The sequence below is a fragment of the Lacinutrix gracilariae genome (assembly GCF_042684485.1).
GTDB lineage: Bacteria > Bacteroidota > Bacteroidia > Flavobacteriales > Flavobacteriaceae > Oceanihabitans > Oceanihabitans gracilariae.
Genome location: NZ_JBHULM010000001.1, coordinates 78655 through 100694, shown reverse-complemented (window position 1 = coordinate 100694; position 22040 = coordinate 78655). Strand labels below are relative to the sequence as shown.

Here is a 22040-nt window from a genome sequence, read left to right as displayed (position 1 = left end):
ATTGAGCATACATTATCTATTCTGTATAAATTACTTTAATTCCTTTAATACCTTGTTCGCCCCAATCTGCAGCCTCAGCTGTGGTGATTGTAAAAAAGTACATGTAATCAGATAAAATTGTTAAAGGTGTGGAATGAGTCAATTCTTGATTTGAGTTCGAATTATCCGTAGTTAATGTGAAAATTGGAACATATATGTTGGTTGTTAGTCTTGTAGCAGTTAATGAAAATTGAAGATTTGTAAATTCATTATCATATAAAAAAGCGCTTATTTGATTAACAGTAGAACCGACGGGTAGCGTCAATGGTGCCATATACATAGCATCATCATGAAGAGTAAATAGCAAACCATTATGTATTATATGATAACGATCAGTAGCGGGAAGATCCGGTCCTCCGGCTAATGGTCTGGGAACAGGGTGATAATTGCCACTAGGTTGAAAAGCCATACTTGGAATGACAATTTCTTTAGTTCTTTTAGAATATTTTGCCTCTGTATATTCTTTCGTAACCAACACTTTGCTACTAGCAGATTCAATATTAGCAATATCCATTGATGGAGTCGTGGCAACACCAGAAACTGAAACATCACCTCCAAAATTCGTAGAGCCACCTGTTTGTTGTATATATAAAGCTGACGAATCTGTATTATTTCGTGCAATTATTTCATTATTGTCAAACACCAAGTTCAATCCAGGTTCATTACCTAAAACCATATATCCCGAACCATTACTATTGCTCGCATCACTCCCACCAGAAATTTGCAATTTTGTATTGGGTGTAGTAGTTCCAATTCCTACATTTTCATTTTGAGCAATGGTAAGACTTGGTCGGTCATTCGTCCCTATAAGTAAAGCATCCTGACTATACATTCTAGTAATTCCGGCTCCTCCTCCACCAGTTGCAACTCCAATGCGGAAATTAGAAGTAGCATTTCCAATTCTCAAATCTCCAGGATTACCAGCATCTAAATTCCAATCTCCTCCACGAACATCTAATTGAGCCTCTGGGTTGGCAACTCCTATTCCGACATCGTTATTTATAACATGTATACCTTCTTCATTTTTTAACCAAGGATTGTCTCTACTACTTAATGCATAAGGCACAGCCATAAATTGCGTGGTTCCTAAATCTACCAAACCAGCTCCGGAGTCAATTTGCACGTTAAGCCAGTGCTCATCAGTTCCCCAGGCTATAGCTGTGAATACATCAGTTGTTGTGCCTTCTCCAATATTAACAATTATGACACCATTTGCATCTGTAGTTGGTGCATGTGTTTCTTGATACACATTTGTTGCTCCTTCTAAAATGGTAAATTGAACTGTGACACTTTGATTAGCAATTACATTACCTAAATCATCTTTTATAATGGCTTTATAATTAATTCCTTGTTGGGCATAAGTGGATAGCGCGATACAGAAAGCGAATAAGAATATAACTTTTTTCATAATCAAATATTATTTATTAAACTAACAATCAGCAGCTTAGGAAAATCAAGTAGTCTGCTTCTTAAAATGATATAGTTGCTACACAATAGTATATACTTGGCCTCTTTTTAATAAAAATTAGAAATCTATACACTACATAGCTTGTATAATCGTAACCTACTTTACGACTTTATTTTTGAGTAAGATTTCTAATCCTTATGGTCCATTTTTAAGAGGGTTGATGTAGAATAAATTTTGTCTTCCGCATCTATTTTTGTGCTATTCCATTGCTATTCATATGGAATTAATTTACAGACAAGTAAAGCTAGACATAGGAATTCTGTTTGAATACAAGATATGTTTCAAAGCATATAAAATATGTTTCAAATAGAATAAAACCCCTATTTTATTTCGGAGTTTGAAAGGAATTCATTTGGAGTACAACCATAAACCTCTTTAAAACATTTATTGAAGTATGATGGTGAATTATAACCAACTTGGTATGCAATTTCTGCTATTGTGGCATCACTCTTTTTTAAAAGTTGCGTTGCCAATTTTAATCGCTGAGAATGTATAAACTCGCTTGTAGACATTTCAGTAATTGCTTTTAATTTTCGGTGAAGTTGTGTTCTACTAATTTGCATATGCTTACTAAAAGCCTCACTATTAAACTCTGGATTGGTGATGTGTTTATTTAAAACCGATTGCAGTCTATTTAGAAAATCACTTTCTGTAGAAGTAATTGCTAATTCTGGATTAATTTGAAACGTTTTACTAAAATGCTTTTTAATTTTCTGTCTGTTTTCAATCAGTTTTTCAACTCTAATTTTAAGTTTTTCGCTAGAAAAAGGTTTCGTAACGTAAGCATCTGCTCCTGTTTTAATTCCTTCAATCTCATTTTCTTCCCCAACTTTTGCTGTTAACAAAATTATTGGAATATGGCTAGTAAGTTGGTTGGTTTTAATATTATAACATAAAGCAATTCCATCTTGTACTGGCATCATAATATCGCTAATAATTAAATCGGGAAGTTTAGATAGTGCTTTTTCCTCTCCTATTTTTCCATTTTCAGCTTCTATAATTTGATATTCATCTTTAAAAGTTGAAACGATAAAAGATCGAATATCTGCATCGTCTTCAACAATTAGCAGAATTGGTTTATGCGTAATTGTAACTTCTTTTTCTTCAGCGTTTTCCAATTGTTTCACTTCAACGACTTCTGAAATTAAATCTTCATCATTAAATGCAGATTTGCTAATTGGAAGTGATATTGTAAATTGAATTTTATCATCCTCAATATTGTTAGCTATGATGGTTCCTTTAGATAGAGCTACCAGATCTCGAACTAATGCTAAACCAACACCTACACCTTCTGATAATTTATCATTTTGATAAAAACGTTGAAATAATTTACTTAAATCGGTTTTACTTACTTGCTCCGTTTCGTTAATTATAGAAACAATAAGCATATTGTCTTGCCTAATAGCATCAAACTTAATATCACTTTTATTTGGTGCGTATTTTACTGCATTAGACAAGATATTTGTAACCACTTTTTCTATGACATCTTTATCAAACCAAACTGCTTCTAAATTTTCTATTCTAGCGTTTATTTTTATTTCCTTATTTTCAGCTTTATATTGAAAAGCACTAACAATTTGTTGCAATAAAACCCCTAAATTATCTTGAGATACTTTTAGCTTTATCTGTCCAGAGTCTAACATAGACAAATCTAACATCTGATCTACAAGCTTTAAAAGTCTATTGGCATTTTGTTTAACAAGAGACAACTCGTTTTTATCTCTTTTAGTAAGTTCTGGTTTTGCTAATTGGTTCTCAATAGGACCCAAAATTAGTGTTAGTGGTGTTCTAAATTCATGAGAAATATTGGTGTATAGCTTGGTTTTTAATTCATCTAATTTTTTTAAACGCTGTATTTTTTCATGCTCTAAATGCAGTTGATTTTTAATATGCCAACGCCATTTTAGGTAATTATAAAGACTTAAAACAAGAATTACCCCTAACAATACGTAGATTAATTTAGCTAAATTATTAGCATACCATGGCTCTAAAATAGTAAAGGAATACGTGGCTGGTGTGTTGTTCCATACACCATCGTAATTACTTGAAATAACCTGAAACTGGTAATGGTTTGGAGGTAAATTAGTATAATGTGCTACATTATTGTTTCCTGCAGAAATCCATTGTTCATCATTATTAATTAATCGGTATTTATATTGGTTTCTTTCGGGTTGTGAAAAATGTAAAGAGGAAAAGGTAAAGGTTATGGTATTTTCGTTGTATTTTAATTCTAAATGCTTGTTTAATTTTCTTTTTTTATTAAAAACCTCAAAATTTGTAATGACTGTTTTAGGTTCTGTAGGATTAAATTCTAATTGGTTTGGATTAAACCAGTTCAAACCTTCTAAACCTCCAAAATATAAGGTACCATTAGCATCTTTAAAATAGGCACCTGTATTAAATTCAAAAGCTTGTAAGCCGTCGTAATTACTATAATTTTCTAAAGAAACCTCTTGATTTTCCATATGGAATTTTGAAATTCCTTTATTAGAACTCAACCATAAATTCCCTTGGTTATCTGGTAATATTCCGTAAATAACATTATTAGGTAGGCCTTGTTCTTTGTTATATACAGTGACTTTTTTTGAAGAAATCTGATACTTAATTAAACCATTTCCATTAGTTCCTATCCAAAGATTATTCGTATTAAAATACAATGACTTAATAGGGTTTAAAACAAGTTTAATATCTTCTATCTCCTCTGTTTTAGTATCCAATTTAAATACGCCTGCGTCTTCTGTACCAATCCAAAAGGTATCTAAATCTCCTTTTTCAATGGTACGAATGTTATTTGATGTTAAATTTGAATTTTTCTGATTGAACTGTTTTACAATTCCTTGTTCTGTATCAAATAAAATAAGGCCATTATTTCTAGTACACAACCACAATCTGTTTTTGGAAGCTTTATATATTTTCCAGATGGTAAACGATGCAGTTTCTGAAAAAGAAATTATGTTTCCTGTTCTGGTTAATTTTTGAAGTCCGTGTGTTTGATGACCAATCCATAAATCGGTATTATAATACAACAAACTCATAATCCTGTTTCCTTTTAAGTTTGAATTATCAGCTGTTAGTGTAAAAAATTCTTGTTTTTTGGTATTAACCTTAGTAAGCCCTTTCCCTGAAGTTCCTAGCCAGATATCCTCATTATTAACAGCAATAGCACGAATTACATCTACATGAACATTTTTAGGGATTTGATTATTAGTAAGCACATAAAACTTCACCAAGTATTCATCAAAATAGCTCAATCCTGCACCATCTGTCCCAAGCCATATAGTTCCTGTAAAATCTTGAAACAAACACAAAACATCATTATAATGTAGCGCATATGGATCGTATTTATTAGCTAAAAAGTGCTGAATGTTTTTTTGATTAAAGTCAATAATATAAAGTCCTTGTCCGTAGGTAGCTACCCATAATTTTTGATATTTATCAACTAACAAATCCTGTATCATTAGGTTGGCTGGTAAATCATCGCCTAAAAAGCCTTTAAACTGTTTAAAAGTAGGGTCTGTCTGGTTCTTAATAAATAAACCATCGCTAAAACTGCCTAAATAAAGGGTACCATTTATTGATGAAACCAAAGCACTAAAATTAGAGTCTTCAAAACCAGAAATTTGTTCAAAATGGTATGCATCCCCTTCCATTTTTAAAACGCCTTTAGAAGTTGCTGCCAATTGATGGTTTTTATATTGAATAATATCGTAAGTCTCTACCGATTTATCTTTTGTATGGAGTATTTGAGTAGTATCTTTTGTTTGGTTACTAATTTTAAATATCCCACTACCGTAGGTGCCTATATAATAATCTAAATTTTTATTTTGAAAAACAACACTGGAATTTTTAAACCTATTAAACATTTTAAAACTATCAGTTGTACTCTCATATTTTTGAAGAATTCCAGAATTACTTATTACCCAAAGTGTTCCATATTTATCCGTGTAAATTTTCCCTAACTTACTAAAAGTAGCTCGTGTAACATCTTCAAACTGAATATCATAATGCGTAAACTCTCTACCATCATATTTATTCAAGCCATCTTGTGTTGCAAACCACATAAAACCCAAACTATCTTGAGCGATACTTACAACGCTATTTTGAGAGAGTCCTTGGGAAACGGTTAATTCCCTAAAAGCAACCTGCTTATTGCTTTGTGAAAAAGCAACAATAGGGTAAAGAAAAAACAAAATTAACCTTAAGCATCTCATACTCACGCATTAAACACTTAATATAGTAAAATATTTTATTATTTATTAATAACGGAAGTAATAGCTGCAACCATTTTTTCGGCACGAAGTTTCACTTCTTCTTCTGTCCAAGATAATTTTATTAAACAAGATATATTTCTAGCAATAAAATCGTCGGACACTGAATAATCGGCAGCTTCTAAGTATTTCAATCCTTTTTTTACTTCTTCAGGAATAGGATACAGCGTTTTTAAATATAAAAGGAAGACGCACTATTTTCACACCATAAATGCTACGTATTAAAGCAAAAAAACATACCTAAAAAACAAAAAAAGGAAGCTGTTTAGCTTCCTTTTTATACTACTTAAACTTAGCTTTATTTAAAGCCTATCAATTCGTTTTCTGCATCTAAAATAGTTTTTACAAACGTTTTAAAAGCCTCATAATCTTCTGGATGTATAGGTTTTAATGAAGGAATAGCATGAATATTTACATGTAACACATTATTTTTTTCTAAGGTATACGTTATTTCATAAACATGCTCTTTAAAAGAAAGCTTATGGTTTTGTGGAATTTCAATAAAGGACTTTTCTTCATCAATAGTAATGGTATACGCTGTTTTGTACTCGTCTACATTTTCATAATCTGCATAATTAATAGGATAGTTTCTAGTTTCATGACTAATAATTCCGCTAGTATAAGGATTTGCTACTATTGGCAATTGTATAATTTGAATAGATCCTATTTTTTTAATTTTATTAGTAATAGTAATATCTGCAATGTAATTTACAGCTTTAGCATCTGCTACTCTTTTTACACTTGTAAGGTTGTTTAGTACAAAGTCCTCTTCTATTCTTGCATTATAATCATCATAAATAGAATTTTTAAGCACTTCTTGGTTTGGTTCAGCAAAAAGGCTTTCGTAATACGATGCTACATGACCTGTAAACTCTGTATCTACAACTAATTTTAAGTTTTCTGGAGTCACTTTTACATCTACTTTATTAGAAAAAACAGCAGGAGTTCTTTGTACATCTTTTAACTGAAACAATTCATATTTTTTAGTAGTATTAGTAGTTTCATAAGGTATCTCTAATCCTGTTGCTAGATATAAAGAACGTGGTAACGCCTTAAAAGGCATGTATTTATCTGTTAATTCTAGAAATTGATCTTTACCATCTAGTTTTACTTTTGCAATACAATGGTTAAAATCTTGACTAGGTAATACTAAAGATTGCTCACCATAATCTGAAGTTAAAATAAGCACCAAATTAGCATCTAAATCTGCCATTCTTGCTAATGTAACAAACAGCGTAGAAAAATCTTTACAATCTCCTAAAGCTGTATTAATAGTTTTTGAAGGTTTTTGTGGCACATAACCACTTTGTCTAAAACTCACATAACTATAGGTAAAATTGCCTGTTATATACTTATAAATAGTTTCTGCTCTTTCTGTTTCGCTTAGTGTTTTATAACCATTAGGAAAAAGCGTATCAAAAACTTTTTGCACTGTAGCGTTAATTTCTATTCTAGAACGTACAAGGTCTGAATACCACACCGCAATATCATTCCAGCTACCAATAGTACTAATATGAATACCTCTTGCTACATCTACAGTAGCTGGCATATAATTTTCGTCTTGTGATAAACCTGCACTATCGTTTAAATTCCATGTATATAACGTATAGTCCTCTACTTCTTTGGTACTAAAATCTAAAGTTCCATTAATTACTTGTTGATTAAAGTTTAAGGATTTTGGCACTAGTATTTGTACGCTAGATTGTTTTATAGGATGAAAACTATCCATTTGAAAATAGTCTACATAGTCTTTATAAAACCTTCCTACGTTAGAAAATGTATTTTGATAGTCTAAATGAATAACATCTCCTACAGTTAAACCGTTAAAAACCAAACTAGAGCCACTTCTATCTGCAGGAACTACACTACCATTATCTTTAACAATTTCAGATTTACTAATATTATAATCACCAGAAAGGCCTAAATTATATTCTTTAAAACGCTCTACACCACTATCTGAAGTAATTTCATACACTAGAACAAATCTATATTTACCTCCACCTTCTTCATACAACTCAATATTACCATCATCTAGCAATACATTATAACCATAATTGTTTGAAGGTATTACTCCTTTATTATCTGCAATAAATTGGTATACTTTTTCTGGAATTAAATCATCAATTCTATTTTTTTCTTCTTTTAAATCGCTGATTTTTTTACGTAAGCTAGTATGTGCACTATTGTATTTTAACGACGCTTCATAGGCAGCAATAGCTTCTTTCTTTTTATTTAATTGCAGCAATGCATCCCCTTTATACTCTAGCATTGTAAAAGAATGCGGGAAATTATTTAAGCCTTCTGCTATATACGCAATAGACTCTTTGTACTTATCATAGCTTTGTAGCTTTTCTATAATTGTTTGTAAGTAGTAGTTGTCGTTTTTTAAATTGTCATAATCTTGATACAACACGTTAATAGCATCTTCTTTTCTTCCTTTTTTATCGTAATAATAAGAAAGTGATTTTGATGCTTGCGTAATAGAATAGTTTTTATTTATGTCTTCTAATATTTTTATGGTTGTATCATCATCATCATAAAGAGCAGCATACAAAGGAGCGTAACGCAAAAGTAGTCTTGTATTTCCTTTAGCTTCATCAATTAAATCGTCTAAATTCTTTTTCAGTCCTTTTTTGTTTTCTTTTCTAGCATTTAGGTAGAAATCTGCAGTAAGATTAAAAAGGTTTAAATCTACAGAGTTTTTAAATTTATTTAAGAAGGTTTCAAACTCACTCATTGTCATTCTACTTAAAGCATCTGTATCAATAATTTTTAATACCAATGGTAAATAGTAGTCTTCATCATCCCTTTCCATGTTTTCGGTAATCTCATTAATAGAGGTATAATCTTCTTCTACACCATAAATTTCAATAAGAATTTTACGAATTAAAGAACTTTTAGGATATTTTTCAGCCCAAGGCATTAGTACCTCTTTAGCTTCTTTATACTTTTCATTTCTTAAATAAGTACTGATTAAACAATAGTCATAAAAGAAATTATTAGGATTTTCTTCTTTCTTTTTTATGAAAAAATCTTCAAAAGAATTGGTTAGTACTTCCGGATTAATTTGTGCTAAAGTACTTTTATTATATGCTTTATATTCTGAAGAATAGGTAAACCCTTCCACAGCTTTATCGTTTTCCATAACCGAAACCATAAAGTAGCTAACTGCAGAATTTTCAGCATTTTTAATTAGCAATCTATTTTCTCCAGCAGGAACAGTTATATGAACTTGATAAGCATCTAACTCTGTAGTTTGGTCTTCTGCGTTTTCATAAACAAGAACATCATTTAACCATACTTTAAAAGCCGAACCATTACCAATACGCAATAACACACGTTTTTCTTGTGCTGCATGTATAAAGGTTTGTGCATAATGTACTCCTGCACCAAACTCTGCGTGGTTTGTAAAAAACTGATAAGGTTCTTTTTCTGTATTTGCGGTATACCAATTTACAAATCCGTTACTTCCAGCATCAAAAGGAGTTTCACTTTGTGCTATTTTTTCTGGGTCGTAAATTTTATCTAAACCACTATCATTTAAATTTTCAAAAACACCACAATATTGCCAATTAGTAATGGCATTAATTTTATTATTTAGTTCAAAATAAGCATCCCAATCTCCTTGGTGTCTTTTTACTACAGCATTAAGATAATGCATAGCATCTTTAATACTTCTGTTTTTTAAATTGCTTGCATATACCTGCTCTATATTACTTATGTTTTTTGGGCTAAAACCTGTTTCTAGGTACGCATCAAAAACAAAAGGCTCATTCCAGAATGCGTATAAATAATTTTCAAATTCTGGTTGTTTTAAAAAAGCACTTAAAAAAGCCTTATTTGCAGTAAGTTTTCCTTGTTCTACACGTAAGAGCTCATTTAAAGCTAGCGTTTCTATGCTAGATTTTACATTTATTTTTTTTAATTGGCTGGCAGCTTCTGCACGCTTATTACTAAGTAATAAGTCCCAAAACTTGTCTTGTTTATTTTGAGAAAAGGTAGAAAAAACGCATAAAAATAATAAGGTAATTGTAAAAAGTACTTTTTTCATATTTGGGGTTTTATAGTATAGATTTAATAGCTGCAACCATTTTTTCTGCTCGCATTTTCACTTCTTCTTCTGTCCACGAAAGTTTTATTAAACAAGAAATATTTTTAGCAATTAATGCATCTGATTTTGAATAGTCTGCTGTTTCTAAATATTTTAGTCCATTTTTTACTTCTTGAGAAACAGGATACAGTGTTTTTAAATCTTTAAGATGTTGCCATTTTCTTATATAATGCCATTGGTTGTCATAGTAATGAAAACAAGCATCAATACCATTTTCTTTTAATGCTGCTGAAGCTTTTCTGGTAGTTTCTAGATCTGGTAAAAAGAAACTTAAAAACGAATAGCTTTCTACACCACCATCTGGAACAGTTCTAAAAGTAATTTCTGGTATTTGCGCTAAAGCATCACGAAGTATGGTATAGTTTTTCTTTTGAATAGCAACAAACTCATCTAATCTATTGATTTGTGCTAAACCAACAGCAGCATGTAGCTCAGAAATTCTAAAGTTATATCCTAAAAAAGGGTGCGTTTCTGCTCCTCTATCGTTTCCTTTATGGTCATGTCCATGATCACTATAATGATCTGCATGCATGGCGTATTTAGGATTATTAGTAAGCACTGCACCACCTTCACCTGCAGTAATTATTTTTACAAAATCTAAAGATAGGCAACCAAAATCACCAATACTACCAAGAGGTTTTCCTTTATAGGTAGCACCTGTTGCTTGTGACGAATCTTCAATTAAAATTAAATCGTTAGCATTACAAATATCTTTTAAAGCATCTAAATTAGCCATACTACCACACATATGAACAGGCATGATTGCTTTTGTATTTGGAGTAATAGCTTTTTTTACAGCCTCTGGGTTTAGGGTAAGTGTATCATCTATATCTACCAAAACCGGAACAGCACCAAGCATCATAATAGCTTCAAAACTTGCAACAAATGTAAAAGTAGGCATAATTACCTCATCTCCTGCTCCAATTCCTGCTGCAGCTAATGCAATAGAAACAGCAGCTGTACCACTAGAAACTAATTGCGCGTGTTGTACTTGAAGTTTATCTTGTAAGGCTTGCTCTAGCTCTTTGGCTTTCCAATGTCCATTTCGCATGGCATCAAAACCATAGCGCATAAGTACTCCGCTTTCTAGTACATCATTTACTTCTTTACGTTCTTTATCTCCAAAGAGTTCAAATCCAGGCATATTTCAATAGGGTTAGTTTTCAAATTTACAATTAATCTTACGAATAAAAAAAGCGTCAAAACCAATAGTTTTGACGCTTTTACATACTATTTATTTTATTAATAATTCTCTAATATAGAATCTATAAAAGCATAATGTCTATCGGTTTCACGTAAAAAGGTATATCCAGAAAGTTCTGCTATGACTTTTCCTTTTTCGTTAAGCGCTACTAAATTAGGGTAGCCTCCTTTTTTATTATACTTTTTTACTAATGTTTTATTTTTTTCTTTTTGTTCTACCGAAATGACATCTATTCGTCTTGGAATATCTACCATTAAAAGCACCATACTTTTGGCTTTTTCTTCAAACTTTAGCGTATTAAAAAAATCTTCTTTTAACATTTTACAAGGTGAGCACCAATCACTACCTGTAAAATACATTAAAATAGGTTTTTTTTCTTTTGATGAAATAGATTTTGCTTCCTCTATATCTGTTAACCAATTAAGGTTAGAAACCTCTTCTTCTTGAGAAAAAACGCTACTTGCTATAGCAAAAGCGAATATAAAAATTAGGTTTTTCATTATTTTGTATGCTATTGTGAATTATACAAATGTATTTATTTTTTTAATAGAACAACAATCTTGCCAGTTTATTACTTGTGCATAATTACAGATTCTGCCATCTCTTTTCTTACTTTTTTTAAATCGGCAAACATGTCGTCTTTTGCTCTATAACCAATAGGCATAATTAACACCGATTTTAAGCCTTTTTCTTTTAAATGTAAAACCTCATCATATTTTGCAGCATCAAATCCTTCCATAGGGCAAGCATCAATACCTTCCACAGCACAAACAGTCATTAAGTTTCCTAGTGCTAAATATGCTTGATTGGTAGCCCAAACTTCAATGTCTTTTTGCGATTTATTTTCAAAATCTTCAATTAAAAAATTCTCAAATGGTTTAAGAATATCTTTTGGGGTTTTTCTAATAGCATATACGCGATCAAAATATTCTTTTACAAAATGTTTATTAATTTCAGTTTGAATACAAAATACCAAGAGGTGTGATGCTTGCCCTACTTGCTTTTGATTCATAGCATGAAGGGTTAACTCTTGTTGCAATTCTTTATTTTGAATAACCATTAATTTAATGGGTTGTAACCCATAAGAAGTGGCTGTTAAATTAAATGCCTCTGTTAATGTTTGTATTTTATCTTCGGTAAGAATAGTTGTGCTATCAAACAATTTGGTAGCATAACGCCAATTCAATTTTTCTATTATTTTCAACTTCCTTTATTTATATCTGCAAAGATACATTTTTGAGAGGACTCTCTTTTAAGCTTCTAAGTAAATCTCATTCGTTTTTCTGTACTCCGAAGGTCTTTTTCCTAGAACCTTAGCAAAGGTATTGCTAAATGTTGGTAAGCTACTATAGCCAACCATACTTGCTATTTCAGAAATATTGTAATCTGAATTCATTAAATACTCTAGAGATTTAAAAATTCGTAATTGGGTATAATACTTAATAAATGACATGCCTAAATCTTTTTTAAACAAACGATATAAGGATTTATCTGTCATACTAAAATTAGATGCTAGTTTAGGTAGTAAATGTTCTTTATGAATATTATCTGTGAGGTATTTTATTATTTGTATTAATCTACCATCTGTAGGATGTGGCAATTCTAAATGTAAAGATTTTGAAACGGTTTGCTCTAAAAGCGCTTTAAAAGCATAGACAATAGCATATTTATTTCTTTGAGATTTTGTTATATCTCCATTCCAGTTTTTAGTGTATAACAACATTTCTATTAATAAGTTATTAATAGGATAAATACCTTCTTTTTTATAGAACCCAGAAGCATTTACAATCATAGGAAAATATAAATTTTTCATTATCACTTTTGGAGAACTTGGGTAAATAGCATGCCTTACTCCTGGAGGAATCCACATATAATGTCTTGCAGGTAAATAATACATTCTAGTATCTGTTTTAACGTGTACTACACCACCTTCGGTATATAGAAATTGTCCTTTGTCATGACTATGAGGCTCAACAAATGTTTCTCCTCTTAAATTATGGTAGCAAAAAATACTTTGCGGATTCTTATCTACTTCGGTTAAATAATACTTACTATTCATTATATTTATAAGGATAATATTCAATGCACTAAATTAATAAAATATTGTCTTATTTTAATAAATAGACATTAAATATCTTGCATAAATTGCCAATCTATTTTATTAATAACACAATTAGACTGCAAATTTTAATGAAATAGAAAAATTTTTAACCCTAATATTACTAAATAGATATTCATATGCACAGAATTAAATACGCTCCTTATAAAGATAAAGTACAGTCTGCAGAAAAAGCCTCTTTACTTATTAAAAATCATCATATTTTAGGTGTAAGTGGTTTCACAAAAGCAGGAGACAGTAAAGCTGTATTGCCTAAAGTAGCAGAAAGAGCGCTGCATGAAGAATTAAAAGTAACCGTATTAAGTGGAGCTTCTTTAGGGTATGATACAGATGCTAACTTGGCAAAAAATGGAGCATTACAAAAAAGAATGCCATTTCAAGCAGATGCTACCTTAAGAAAAAGCATTAATAATCATGAGGTATTATATGTAGATCAACATTTAGGACAAACGGCAGATATGCTACAAAAAATTGATAGCTTTAAAATTGATGTTGCTATTATTGAAGCGGTATCTATTACAGAAGATGGTTATATTGTACCTACTACTTCTGTTGGAAACTCTCCTATTTTTGTAGAAAAAGCCGATAAAGTAATCATAGAAGTAAATACAAGTTTCCCTGAGAGTCTTGCAGGAATTCATGATATTAAGCTATTAAAAAAACAACCACATAGAGAAATTATTCCAATATTAAACTCTGACACTAGAATAGGAGATTCTTTTATAAAAGTGAATCCGGAAAAAGTAGCAGCTATTGTTTATACCGAAATACCAGATAGTCCAGCTGTTATTTCTGCTCCAGATGAAAAAACGGAAGCGATTTCAAAACACATTCTTAGCTTTTTAGAAAAGGAAGTGGATGAAGGAAGACTAACGGAGTCTCTTTTACCTTTACAAGCAGGAATAGGAAAAACAGCAAATGCTATTTTATCTGGTTTTACCAATAGTAGATTTAAAAACCTAACCATGTACTCTGAAGTATTGCAAGACAGTACTTTTGATCTTATTGACTCCGGAAAACTATTATTTGCTTCGGCATCTTCTATAACAGTTACCCAATCCTGCTCGGATAAGATTTTTAATGATTTTGAAAAATACAAGAGCAAATTACTATTAAGACCACAAAACATTAGTAATGCAGCAGAAGTTATTAGTCGTTTAGGAGTTATTGGTATTAATACTGCTATTGAGTTTGATATTTATGGTAATGTGAACTCTACGCATATCACAGGAACAAAGATGATGAATGGTATTGGAGGTTCTGGTGATTTTGCAAGAAACGGATATTTAAGCATTTTTGCTTGTCCGTCTATGTCTAAAGAAGGTCGTATTTCGCATATTGTACCTATGGTATCACATACAGACCATACAGAGCATGATGTAGATGTTTTAGTTACTGAACAAGGTTTAGCAGACATTAGAGGATTAGCTCCTGTAGAAAGAGCTAGAGTGATTATTAAAAACTGTGTACACCCTGACTATAGAGAACAACTACTTCAGTATTTTGAAGAAGCATACCAATTAGGAGGACATACACCACATATTCTTAAAAATGCTTTTAGCTGGCATGAGGAATTTAAGGCACACGGAACAATGAAAATGGAAACATTTGCAAATACGACTGTTTAAATTGAAAAAATAAAAACGTGCTAATCAAGGCTTTAAAAATAAAATAAAAATAATCTGATATTTTTTTTCAAAAATCATTTTTTTTTAAAGAATTGTTTATATATTTGCACTCGCATTTGGGGAATACCCGATGAGGCACTCAAGGAGAAATGGCAGAGTGGTCGAATGCGGCAGTCTTGAAAACTGTTGAGGGTCACACCTCCGGGGGTTCGAATCCCTCTTTCTCCGCAAAACCCTTATAATCTTTAGATTGTAAGGGTTTCTTTTTTTTATATAAAGCGGAATCCTTTCTTTACTATTTACATACCTGAAAATTTATAGGATAAAAACCGGAAGTATATATAGAATATCCATCCATATGATTGCTTTGTTTGGTGTTTTAAAAACAAATGATGTGCTACGCAGTTCTTGACACAAAACCCTTTGATTGCGCTTAGCACAAACTACCAAAGAGTCAAAATGATATATTAGGAGTTACTCATGGTTTCTTATTGTTTAAATAGGAATTCGTGAATGCTACGCATTTACCAAAGTACCATTCGCTACTACATTAAGTTTTGAAGTGTTAATGGAGTGTGTTTTTTCAATCCTTGATTTTCTTTTTAACATGGATTAGTGCTCACTATTTCTGAAAATAGTTGGTTTTGACCTTGTCGGATTGGCAAGTGCGATGGCGGCTTGAGCTTATATATTAAAATATTTCAAATTTTAATGCACCAATTCTCGTTGCGTTCCTACTCTAAAACAACGTTCTTCTCCTAGAAATAATGGATTACCATGTTTTTCTGACCAAAAGCCTTCTAAAACATCTTTTGTTATGCATTTATACACTACTACTCCTTTATATGTTTTATCGTCGTCGCCTTGATAATTAAAATTAATCACCAAAATATTATCTTTAAAAAAACCAGTACCTAACTGTTCTTGACTATTATTAATAAGCCATTTTGCTCGTATTCTTCGTTGCTCATTTAAGGTTAATTCTAATACACCTTTGTAAGCGATGCCGTTTTCATCTTGATTGCTTCCAATAACATTGTAAGTACCTGGTAATTCGTTTATGGTCATATGTTTTTTAGTCTATATCCTTTATAAGTTAGTCTTACTAAGTATCTCTAGCCAAAAGTAATTAATCTGTGTAATCTTACCAACCCCAAAAAAAACAACGATAGTACTAAAAACAAATCGCTTCACACCACTTGTATAACGTGATATGAAGCGATGCCGCCTTCCTAATAAAATTGCTAATTGCTGACTTATTTTTCTACAAAATCAGCATCGGTTAGGGTTTTCATAAAAGCGACTATACTTTCTTGTTCTGCTTTACTTAAATCTAATGCATCAAAGGGTAAGGTTTGAAATTCTTCATGAATGCCAATTCCTTTTCCTCCGCCACGATTATAAAAATCGACCACCTCCTCTAAGGTGTCATACACGCCATTATGCATGTAAGGTCCGGTAACCTCACTATTTCTAACTGTAGGGGTTTTAAAAAAGTGTTTTCTTTGAAAGGTTTTGAAAACATTATAACGTCCTAAATCATCACTAATCATTGCGTTTATAGTATCCTTTTTCTCAGGTACTCCAAGCAACTCTACTTCGGTATCATTATAATGTGGTGGAACCGTACCATTAAATAAAGGCGGAAAGTGACAAGTAGCACAAGCTGCCTTACCCATAAATAAATTAAAACCTTGCTTTTCTTCAGCAGTTAAAGACGTCTCGACACCTTGGATATTTCTATCCAATTTGGAGTTGAAAGCATTTAAACTACGCACATAACTTGCAATGGCATGTCTGATATTAAAATCCATACGTTTGCTGCCATATAAACTGTCTATCGCTGTTTTGTATGCAGGATTCTTTAAAACACGTCCAACGATAGAATCCATTGGTAAATTAAATTCATTATGATTTTCAGCGACACCTACAACCTGCCCTTCTAAACTTCCTGCGCGTCCGTCCATAAAAAAGGACTGCTGATAGGCACTATAAGTTAGTGTTGGTGAATTTCTAACTTGTCTTGCATCAAAAGTCTTTCTACCATCTGTAAATGCCTTTGCTTCTAAATGGCAACTAGCGCAAGCCATATCCTTATTCCTGGATAATGATTTGTCATTAAATAGCGCTTTCCCAAAAGCTTCTTTCTGTTTTAGATGAAGTGTATCACTCTTATAGTCTGAAAAATAGAGAACATTAAGTGTATTGGCTCCAAAAAAAGAGGTCGCTGTATTAGAAACAGCCATTTCAAAAGGAAAATTCACCTTCCAATCTTCCTGAGTTTTTACCAATAATTTTAATTGCGGATCGGTGTAATTTTTAATAAAACTATAACGATCAAAAGTATCAAAATCGGCATTTAGAGCCGCAATTCCGTTTTTAAAGGACGCTCTTAAATCTTCATAAATTTGTACTGTACGAAACTTATCCTTACATAGCTCTAGTAAGGTTATAAGGGTTTGTGTGGTATATCGACTTTCGGTTAATGCTTGTCCTAAAACAGGAGAATCGAACCCTGTAATACCTGTTGCTGCCGTTCTAAGGATTTGATCTCTAATCAACCAAATAAGATGATAATCTTTCAACTGAACGTGTGTATTACTTTGCAACAACTTTAAACGATTTGAAGTAACTGTTATAGCATTCTGCAATACCTCAGCACCTCCTTCATCCTCATGTAACAACTCTTCAATGACCTGAAAACCAAATGGGTTTCTAATTTTCACATCTGTTAAGTCTTCTTCCTGAACTTGTAAGATGTTTGGAGCGTTCAAGGATTTAAAATTGTTTTTATCTATAGCAGCCATTATAGGCTCCATGGTTTTAAAGTGTTTGCGTGCTTTTTTATAAAAAGCGATGCGCTCTTCGGCTTTTTGAAACGTTGAAATGGAATCTAAAAATGCAATACACTGTTCTAATTCTGAAAGATAAAACGAAGCTATTTTTTCATTAGTTGTATCCTTATTTACAGGTTCCATCTGCTTTTTACACGATACCGTAATGAAAAGCAAAAGACATATACTAAATGTATATGCCTTTGCTTTCACAAATATGTTCTTATTCATGCTGTTATCTTATTATCTATCTAAACCTTTAATAAGGTAAAGTATGGAACCTTCTTTAGTATTAGACAAGTTAGGGTTTGCTAATGGATCTGTAAAAGATGTTCCGTCAGCAGGTTCCCAGCCATGGTTTTGTGTCATCACTAAGAAGGTATTCTCTCCATTGTTTACCACGTCGGTAACATCAATCATCCCTGTAATCTCCCAAGTTCTTGATGTTGAACCATAACCTAAGCTTTCTGCTCTAGCTTGGTCTGCTTCTAAAACTGTTTTTAATTCTCCTGTATTTAAGTTGTACTGGTAAAGCTTAGCGTAACCATTAACTGAAGTATCTAAATATCCGTTAGGATCTTCTTGAATGTAGGCATAGTTTTCAGTCACTAAAATATTATCTGGAGAATGGAATCCTTCTGCTACACCACCAACAATATCTCCATCTAAAACACAAGTAATGGTTGCTGGACCTGTTGGATCAGTTTCATTTAAGGTTACTTTATACACACGACCTAAAGCAGACCCTTTTCCTGCTAAACTTGCAGAGATACGACCTGTTACACAGAAATAGATTTCTCTTTGGTTGGCTGCAGAACCTCTTCTCCAATCGATATCTTCTAATCTAGAGAATCCCATAACACCTTTGGTTTTTGCTTCTGCATCTAAAGCGTTTATTTCGGTTTCATCTAACTGCACAAATTCTGCACTGTAAGACATTCCTTCTTGCATATCCATTTCAAAATCAACACCTGGAGTTGTCACTTTTAATCCGTATAACTGACCTCCATACAGATCACCACGATTACCAACATACATTCCTAATTGACCAGAAGGCACCGAGTTGTCAGCATGATCATCACCAATAAACACCACTGTTTTATCTGGATAAGCGTCTTTTCCGATAGGAACTGCATTTTCTGTAGACCATTGTCCCATAGCAGCTAAGGTTTCTCCTGTACTCGCATCGTCAGCACTTTTATAAGGATCGGTTACAAACACCCCTTTAGAGGCTCCACCCCATTCACCACCAGAAAGGTATAATGGTCCGAATCCATGTTCTTCTGGAGTTACTAAAGTTCCTGAACACATTGCTGTTTCAGCCGTTGCTGTAGCGTTTAAGATATACTCACCGCTATAAGGTCTTAAGTTTTCGTTTAATAAAATTCTAGCAATAGAATAATCGGCTTCAATATTATTAATTAAAGTAAATGTGTTATCGCCATTATTAATTAATCCAGCGCCATCTGCCATAGACCCATAAATAAAGTTAGGCGTATTAGGAATGATATCTTCTGAACTTAAAAGAGTTGAAATTCTTAGGTTAATAAACTGATCGGTAACTTTAAGGAAAGCAGGTGTATTTGATGCCGATAAGTAATCGGAAATAGAATTTCCGTCTGCTCCGTCTACACCATCAATGCCGTCTTTTCCGTCTTCAACATCACAGCTCACAACAAGCGCAGCTGATGCTGAGATAACAAATGCTAATAAAAATAGTTTAATAATTTTGTTCATAGTTTAAGTATTTTTTAGTGGTTATAATCTGACCACAAAACTACTTTCAGTCTGCTACAAACATGTTAATTAATAAAAACCGTTTTATTAAGTTAGCGCTAACTTACCGTTAACTATATTACTGTAGTATTACCACCACCTAGAATTTTAAACCCTAATGTTATGTGAAAATTAAGGGTTGAGCACATTGCTTGGGTTTAATTCTTATGGTTAGGAAACTATAATGGAATCTAGAGATAGACTAGATATGGTTAGTTAAAATTCTATAGTTAAAGTATAAAATTTCAACGGACCTCTCTTACTATATTACACACTAATTCTAATATGCCTTTGTTTTTTATCCTATTTTAATTGTAAACTATTTAAATAAAATGAGAAAACTGCATTTTAAAAAATATCTTCTTCCTTTTCTCTTTTTGTCAATGTTTGTTCTTTAGTTTCTTCTTTCTTTAAATCCTCTTTATCTGTATCAGAACTTGCTGGTCTAGCTCTTGTTGATGCCCAATCTCTTAATCCGTCAATTTTATTTTTCATTGTAATAGCAAGAGGAACAATTGCTTTTGCAGATTCAATTAGGTGTGATAATTTAATTGCTGGTTCTTCATTGTTTTCAATATATGCCTTAAACATTGCTTCTTTTACAGTTTCTTCAATTTCAGCTCCATTGAAATATTTAGATTCATCAATTATTGGATTGTAGTCGGTTATATTTGATTGATTATTTTTCTTTAGATGAATTTCAAATATATTTTTCCTTTCTTTTTTTGTTGGTAAGTCTATAAAAAAGATTTCATCAAAACGACCTTTTCTTAAAAGTTCAGGTGGAAGATTACTTATATTATTCGCAGTTGCAACAACAAAAACTGGTTTCGTTTTTTCTTGCATCCAAGTTAAAATGGTTGAAAATACTCTTGAATTTGTGCCTCCATCTTTTTCTCCACCTCCAGCACTTAGACCTTTTTCAATTTCATCTATCCACAAAACACAAGGTGCAATTGCTTCTGCTGTCATTATTGCATTTCTTATATTGTTTTCACTACTACCAACTTCTGATTGAAATACTTTACCTATGTCCAATTTTAATAATGGTTGATTCCATTCTGTTGCAATTGCCTTTGCTGTTAAACTTTTACCAGTTCCAGGAACACCTAAAAGCAACATTCCTTTTGGTTCTTTTAAACCAAATACTTTCGCTTTTCTTTCAAATGCTTTACTTCTTTGTTTCAGCCAAACTTTTAAACTATCTAAACCACCAACGCTTGAATCTAAATTTTCTGTTGTATGATAATAATCTAGAATACCACTTTTCTTGATTATCTGTTCTTTTTCACTTGCAATAATTCTAATGGCATCTTTACTATTTAAGCCAACTTTTTCTTTTGCTAAACGAAAAGCCAAATCAGCTTCAACATCTGTTAATCCAGCACCTGCGTCAAGAATTAGATTTTTTAAATCATCATTTACAACTTCACCTTTTGTTATTACATTCAACCTTTTTTCTAAATCATTTTTATCTGGTAAAGGCATATTTAGAACTGTCACATACTTTTCTAGTTCAATAGGCAATTTAAAAAATGGCGATAATAACAATAAGTGTTTGTTTAAGACTTTAAAATATTGTGTAAGCTTTCTTAATTGAACCACAAATTTTTCATCTCGAAATTGTTTATGTGCATCTTCAATAATAAAAATCTCTTTTGATTCTTGGTTCTCATTATTACCTTTTAATAAAAATTCAAGAAAAGAATCAGGATTTTTAGTTTCGCCATTATTTGGATGTTTCTCAACTTTATCTAATTTATTTGAGTTTTCATCTTTATTATGAATTTGTAATCCATCAACAATATCCCAAGTGCTAAATGTATATCCTTTTCTAAATGCTGTACTTCTAACTTTTTGAATTATGCGTCCATATTCTGGTGATGCAAGATAAATTAGAGGATAATTTGCGTCAAGCATATATTTTAAATCGTCAAATGATTTTTCCATTGTTTTAATTTTTTGCTATGATTTTATTTGAAGCACTACAGTAAGACTTGTTTTTATATCTTACAGGTATTTCTTTTCTTTTTATTTCTATTCCTTCTCTTCTAGTATTTCCAAATGACTTTTCTATTCCTTCCATTGCTTTATCTGCTAATTCGTGAACATCATATGGAATGTAGTTTGAATCAGAAATAATAGTACCATCTTTTAGAATTGAAAATTCTATTTCAGTTCGTTTTTCATCCTCATTTTCTAGTTTAGAATAACCAACCATAAAAAACTTCTCTTTCACTTCTTCATTTGGTTCAAAGTCATAGTCCTTTTTTAGAGAGAACCCAACACTTTCAAATTCAGTAAGAATCGTCTTTTTTGCGTATTCGACATTCAATGTAAAAAACTCACTCTGTAATTCTTTAACTAATTCTTTTCCGTTTTTTAAGTAATAACTGTTATAAGTTACTGTACCGTTTTTAATTTTTATAGCATATTCTCCGTGAAGCTTTGTATTAGGTATTTTAGTAACAATAACTTCGTTATCACTTTTAATTTCATATTCCCAGTTAAATTTCTTAACTGCCTCAATAAAAACCTCTGTTTTAAATACTTGAGGATTTTTCAGGAAAGTGGATGTTTCAAAACAAGACAT

General features: G+C 31.8%; 14 protein-coding genes and 1 tRNA gene. 2 read left to right on the top strand and 13 right to left on the bottom strand.

What is annotated here, in order from left to right; translation table 11 throughout:
* Positions 1-16: 16 nt before the first annotated feature.
* From ACFSSB_RS00415 to ACFSSB_RS00380, 8 genes are all read right to left on the bottom strand, one after another.
* Complete coding sequence (locus ACFSSB_RS00415; protein WP_379899811.1) at positions 17-1447, bottom strand: hypothetical protein; 1431 nt, start codon at positions 1445-1447, stop codon at positions 17-19.
* A 380-nt stretch (positions 1448-1827) separates the two neighbouring features.
* Positions 1828-5718, bottom strand: coding sequence for a two-component regulator propeller domain-containing protein (locus ACFSSB_RS00410; RefSeq protein ID WP_379899809.1), 3891 nt, complete (start codon positions 5716-5718; stop codon positions 1828-1830).
* 38 nt (positions 5719-5756) lie between these two features.
* Positions 5757-5909 carry a hypothetical protein gene (locus ACFSSB_RS00405; protein WP_379899807.1) on the bottom strand — a complete coding sequence of 51 codons (153 nt, stop codon included), beginning with the start codon at positions 5907-5909 and terminating at the stop codon, positions 5757-5759.
* Between the two features lie 164 nt (positions 5910-6073).
* Positions 6074-9826, bottom strand: a complete 3753-nt coding sequence (locus ACFSSB_RS00400; protein WP_379899805.1) for a transglutaminase domain-containing protein — start codon at positions 9824-9826, stop codon at positions 6074-6076.
* Between the two features lie 10 nt (positions 9827-9836).
* Complete coding sequence (locus tag ACFSSB_RS00395; protein WP_379899803.1) at positions 9837-11030, bottom strand: DegT/DnrJ/EryC1/StrS family aminotransferase; 1194 nt, start codon at positions 11028-11030, stop codon at positions 9837-9839.
* 98 nt (positions 11031-11128) lie between these two features.
* Positions 11129-11590 carry a thioredoxin family protein gene (locus ACFSSB_RS00390; protein WP_379899801.1) on the bottom strand — a complete coding sequence of 154 codons (462 nt, stop codon included), beginning with the start codon at positions 11588-11590 and terminating at the stop codon, positions 11129-11131.
* A 71-nt stretch (positions 11591-11661) separates the two neighbouring features.
* Positions 11662-12294, bottom strand: coding sequence for an NAD(P)H-dependent oxidoreductase (locus ACFSSB_RS00385; protein WP_379899799.1), 633 nt, complete (start codon positions 12292-12294; stop codon positions 11662-11664).
* Between the two features lie 48 nt (positions 12295-12342).
* A complete protein-coding gene (locus ACFSSB_RS00380) occupies positions 12343-13149 on the bottom strand; it encodes a helix-turn-helix domain-containing protein (protein ID WP_379899797.1) in 807 nt (268 codons plus the stop codon).
* Between the two features lie 179 nt (positions 13150-13328).
* Here ACFSSB_RS00380 and ACFSSB_RS00375 point away from each other — a divergent pair, with 179 nt between their 5' ends.
* Both ACFSSB_RS00375 and ACFSSB_RS00370 read left to right on the top strand, forming a co-directional pair.
* Positions 13329-14837: a succinate CoA transferase gene (locus tag ACFSSB_RS00375; protein ID WP_379899795.1), complete on the top strand. Its 1509-nt coding sequence runs from the start codon at positions 13329-13331 to the stop codon at positions 14835-14837.
* A gap of 143 nt (positions 14838-14980) precedes the next feature.
* Positions 14981-15065 (top strand) — tRNA-Ser (locus ACFSSB_RS00370).
* A 480-nt stretch (positions 15066-15545) separates the two neighbouring features.
* Here ACFSSB_RS00370 and ACFSSB_RS00365 read toward each other — a convergent pair.
* The 5 genes from ACFSSB_RS00365 to ACFSSB_RS00345 all read right to left on the bottom strand — a co-directional run bounded on the left by ACFSSB_RS00365 (position 15546) and on the right by ACFSSB_RS00345 (position 22040).
* Complete coding sequence (locus ACFSSB_RS00365) at positions 15546-15905, bottom strand: hypothetical protein (protein ID WP_379899793.1); 360 nt, start codon at positions 15903-15905, stop codon at positions 15546-15548.
* Positions 15906-16093: 188 nt separating this feature from the next.
* Complete coding sequence (locus ACFSSB_RS00360; protein WP_379899791.1) at positions 16094-17815, bottom strand: cytochrome-c peroxidase; 1722 nt, start codon at positions 17813-17815, stop codon at positions 16094-16096.
* Positions 17816-17914: 99 nt separating this feature from the next.
* On the bottom strand, positions 17915-19408 hold the full coding sequence (locus ACFSSB_RS00355) for an alkaline phosphatase PhoX (RefSeq protein ID WP_379899789.1): 1494 nt from the start codon (positions 19406-19408) through the stop codon (positions 17915-17917).
* Between the two features lie 387 nt (positions 19409-19795).
* The gene (locus tag ACFSSB_RS00350; RefSeq protein ID WP_379899787.1) at positions 19796-21397 is read right to left on the bottom strand and encodes an AAA family ATPase; all 1602 of its coding nucleotides are present in this window, start codon (positions 21395-21397) and stop codon (positions 19796-19798) included.
* 4 nt (positions 21398-21401) lie between these two features.
* Complete coding sequence (locus ACFSSB_RS00345) at positions 21402-22040, bottom strand: hypothetical protein (RefSeq protein WP_379899785.1); 639 nt, start codon at positions 22038-22040, stop codon at positions 21402-21404.

Coding starts and splice junctions, on each gene's coding strand:
- ACFSSB_RS00415 (WP_379899811.1), bottom strand. CDS start 1,447: ATGAAAAAAGTTATATTCTTATTCGCTTTCTGTATCGCGCTATCCACT.
- ACFSSB_RS00410 (WP_379899809.1), bottom strand. CDS start 5,718: ATGAGATGCTTAAGGTTAATTTTGTTTTTTCTTTACCCTATTGTTGCT.
- ACFSSB_RS00400 (WP_379899805.1), bottom strand. CDS start 9,826: ATGAAAAAAGTACTTTTTACAATTACCTTATTATTTTTATGCGTTTTT.
- ACFSSB_RS00395 (WP_379899803.1), bottom strand. CDS start 11,030: ATGCCTGGATTTGAACTCTTTGGAGATAAAGAACGTAAAGAAGTAAAT.
- ACFSSB_RS00390 (WP_379899801.1), bottom strand. CDS start 11,590: ATGAAAAACCTAATTTTTATATTCGCTTTTGCTATAGCAAGTAGCGTT.
- ACFSSB_RS00380 (WP_379899797.1), bottom strand. CDS start 13,149: ATGAATAGTAAGTATTATTTAACCGAAGTAGATAAGAATCCGCAAAGT.
- ACFSSB_RS00375 (WP_379899795.1), top strand. CDS start 13,329: ATGCACAGAATTAAATACGCTCCTTATAAAGATAAAGTACAGTCTGCA.
- ACFSSB_RS00365 (WP_379899793.1), bottom strand. CDS start 15,905: ATGACCATAAACGAATTACCAGGTACTTACAATGTTATTGGAAGCAAT.
- ACFSSB_RS00360 (WP_379899791.1), bottom strand. CDS start 17,815: ATGGAACCTGTAAATAAGGATACAACTAATGAAAAAATAGCTTCGTTT.
- ACFSSB_RS00355 (WP_379899789.1), bottom strand. CDS start 19,408: ATGAACAAAATTATTAAACTATTTTTATTAGCATTTGTTATCTCAGCA.
- ACFSSB_RS00350 (WP_379899787.1), bottom strand. CDS start 21,397: ATGGAAAAATCATTTGACGATTTAAAATATATGCTTGACGCAAATTAT.
- ACFSSB_RS00345 (WP_379899785.1), bottom strand. CDS start 22,040: ATGTCTTGTTTTGAAACATCCACTTTCCTGAAAAATCCTCAAGTATTT.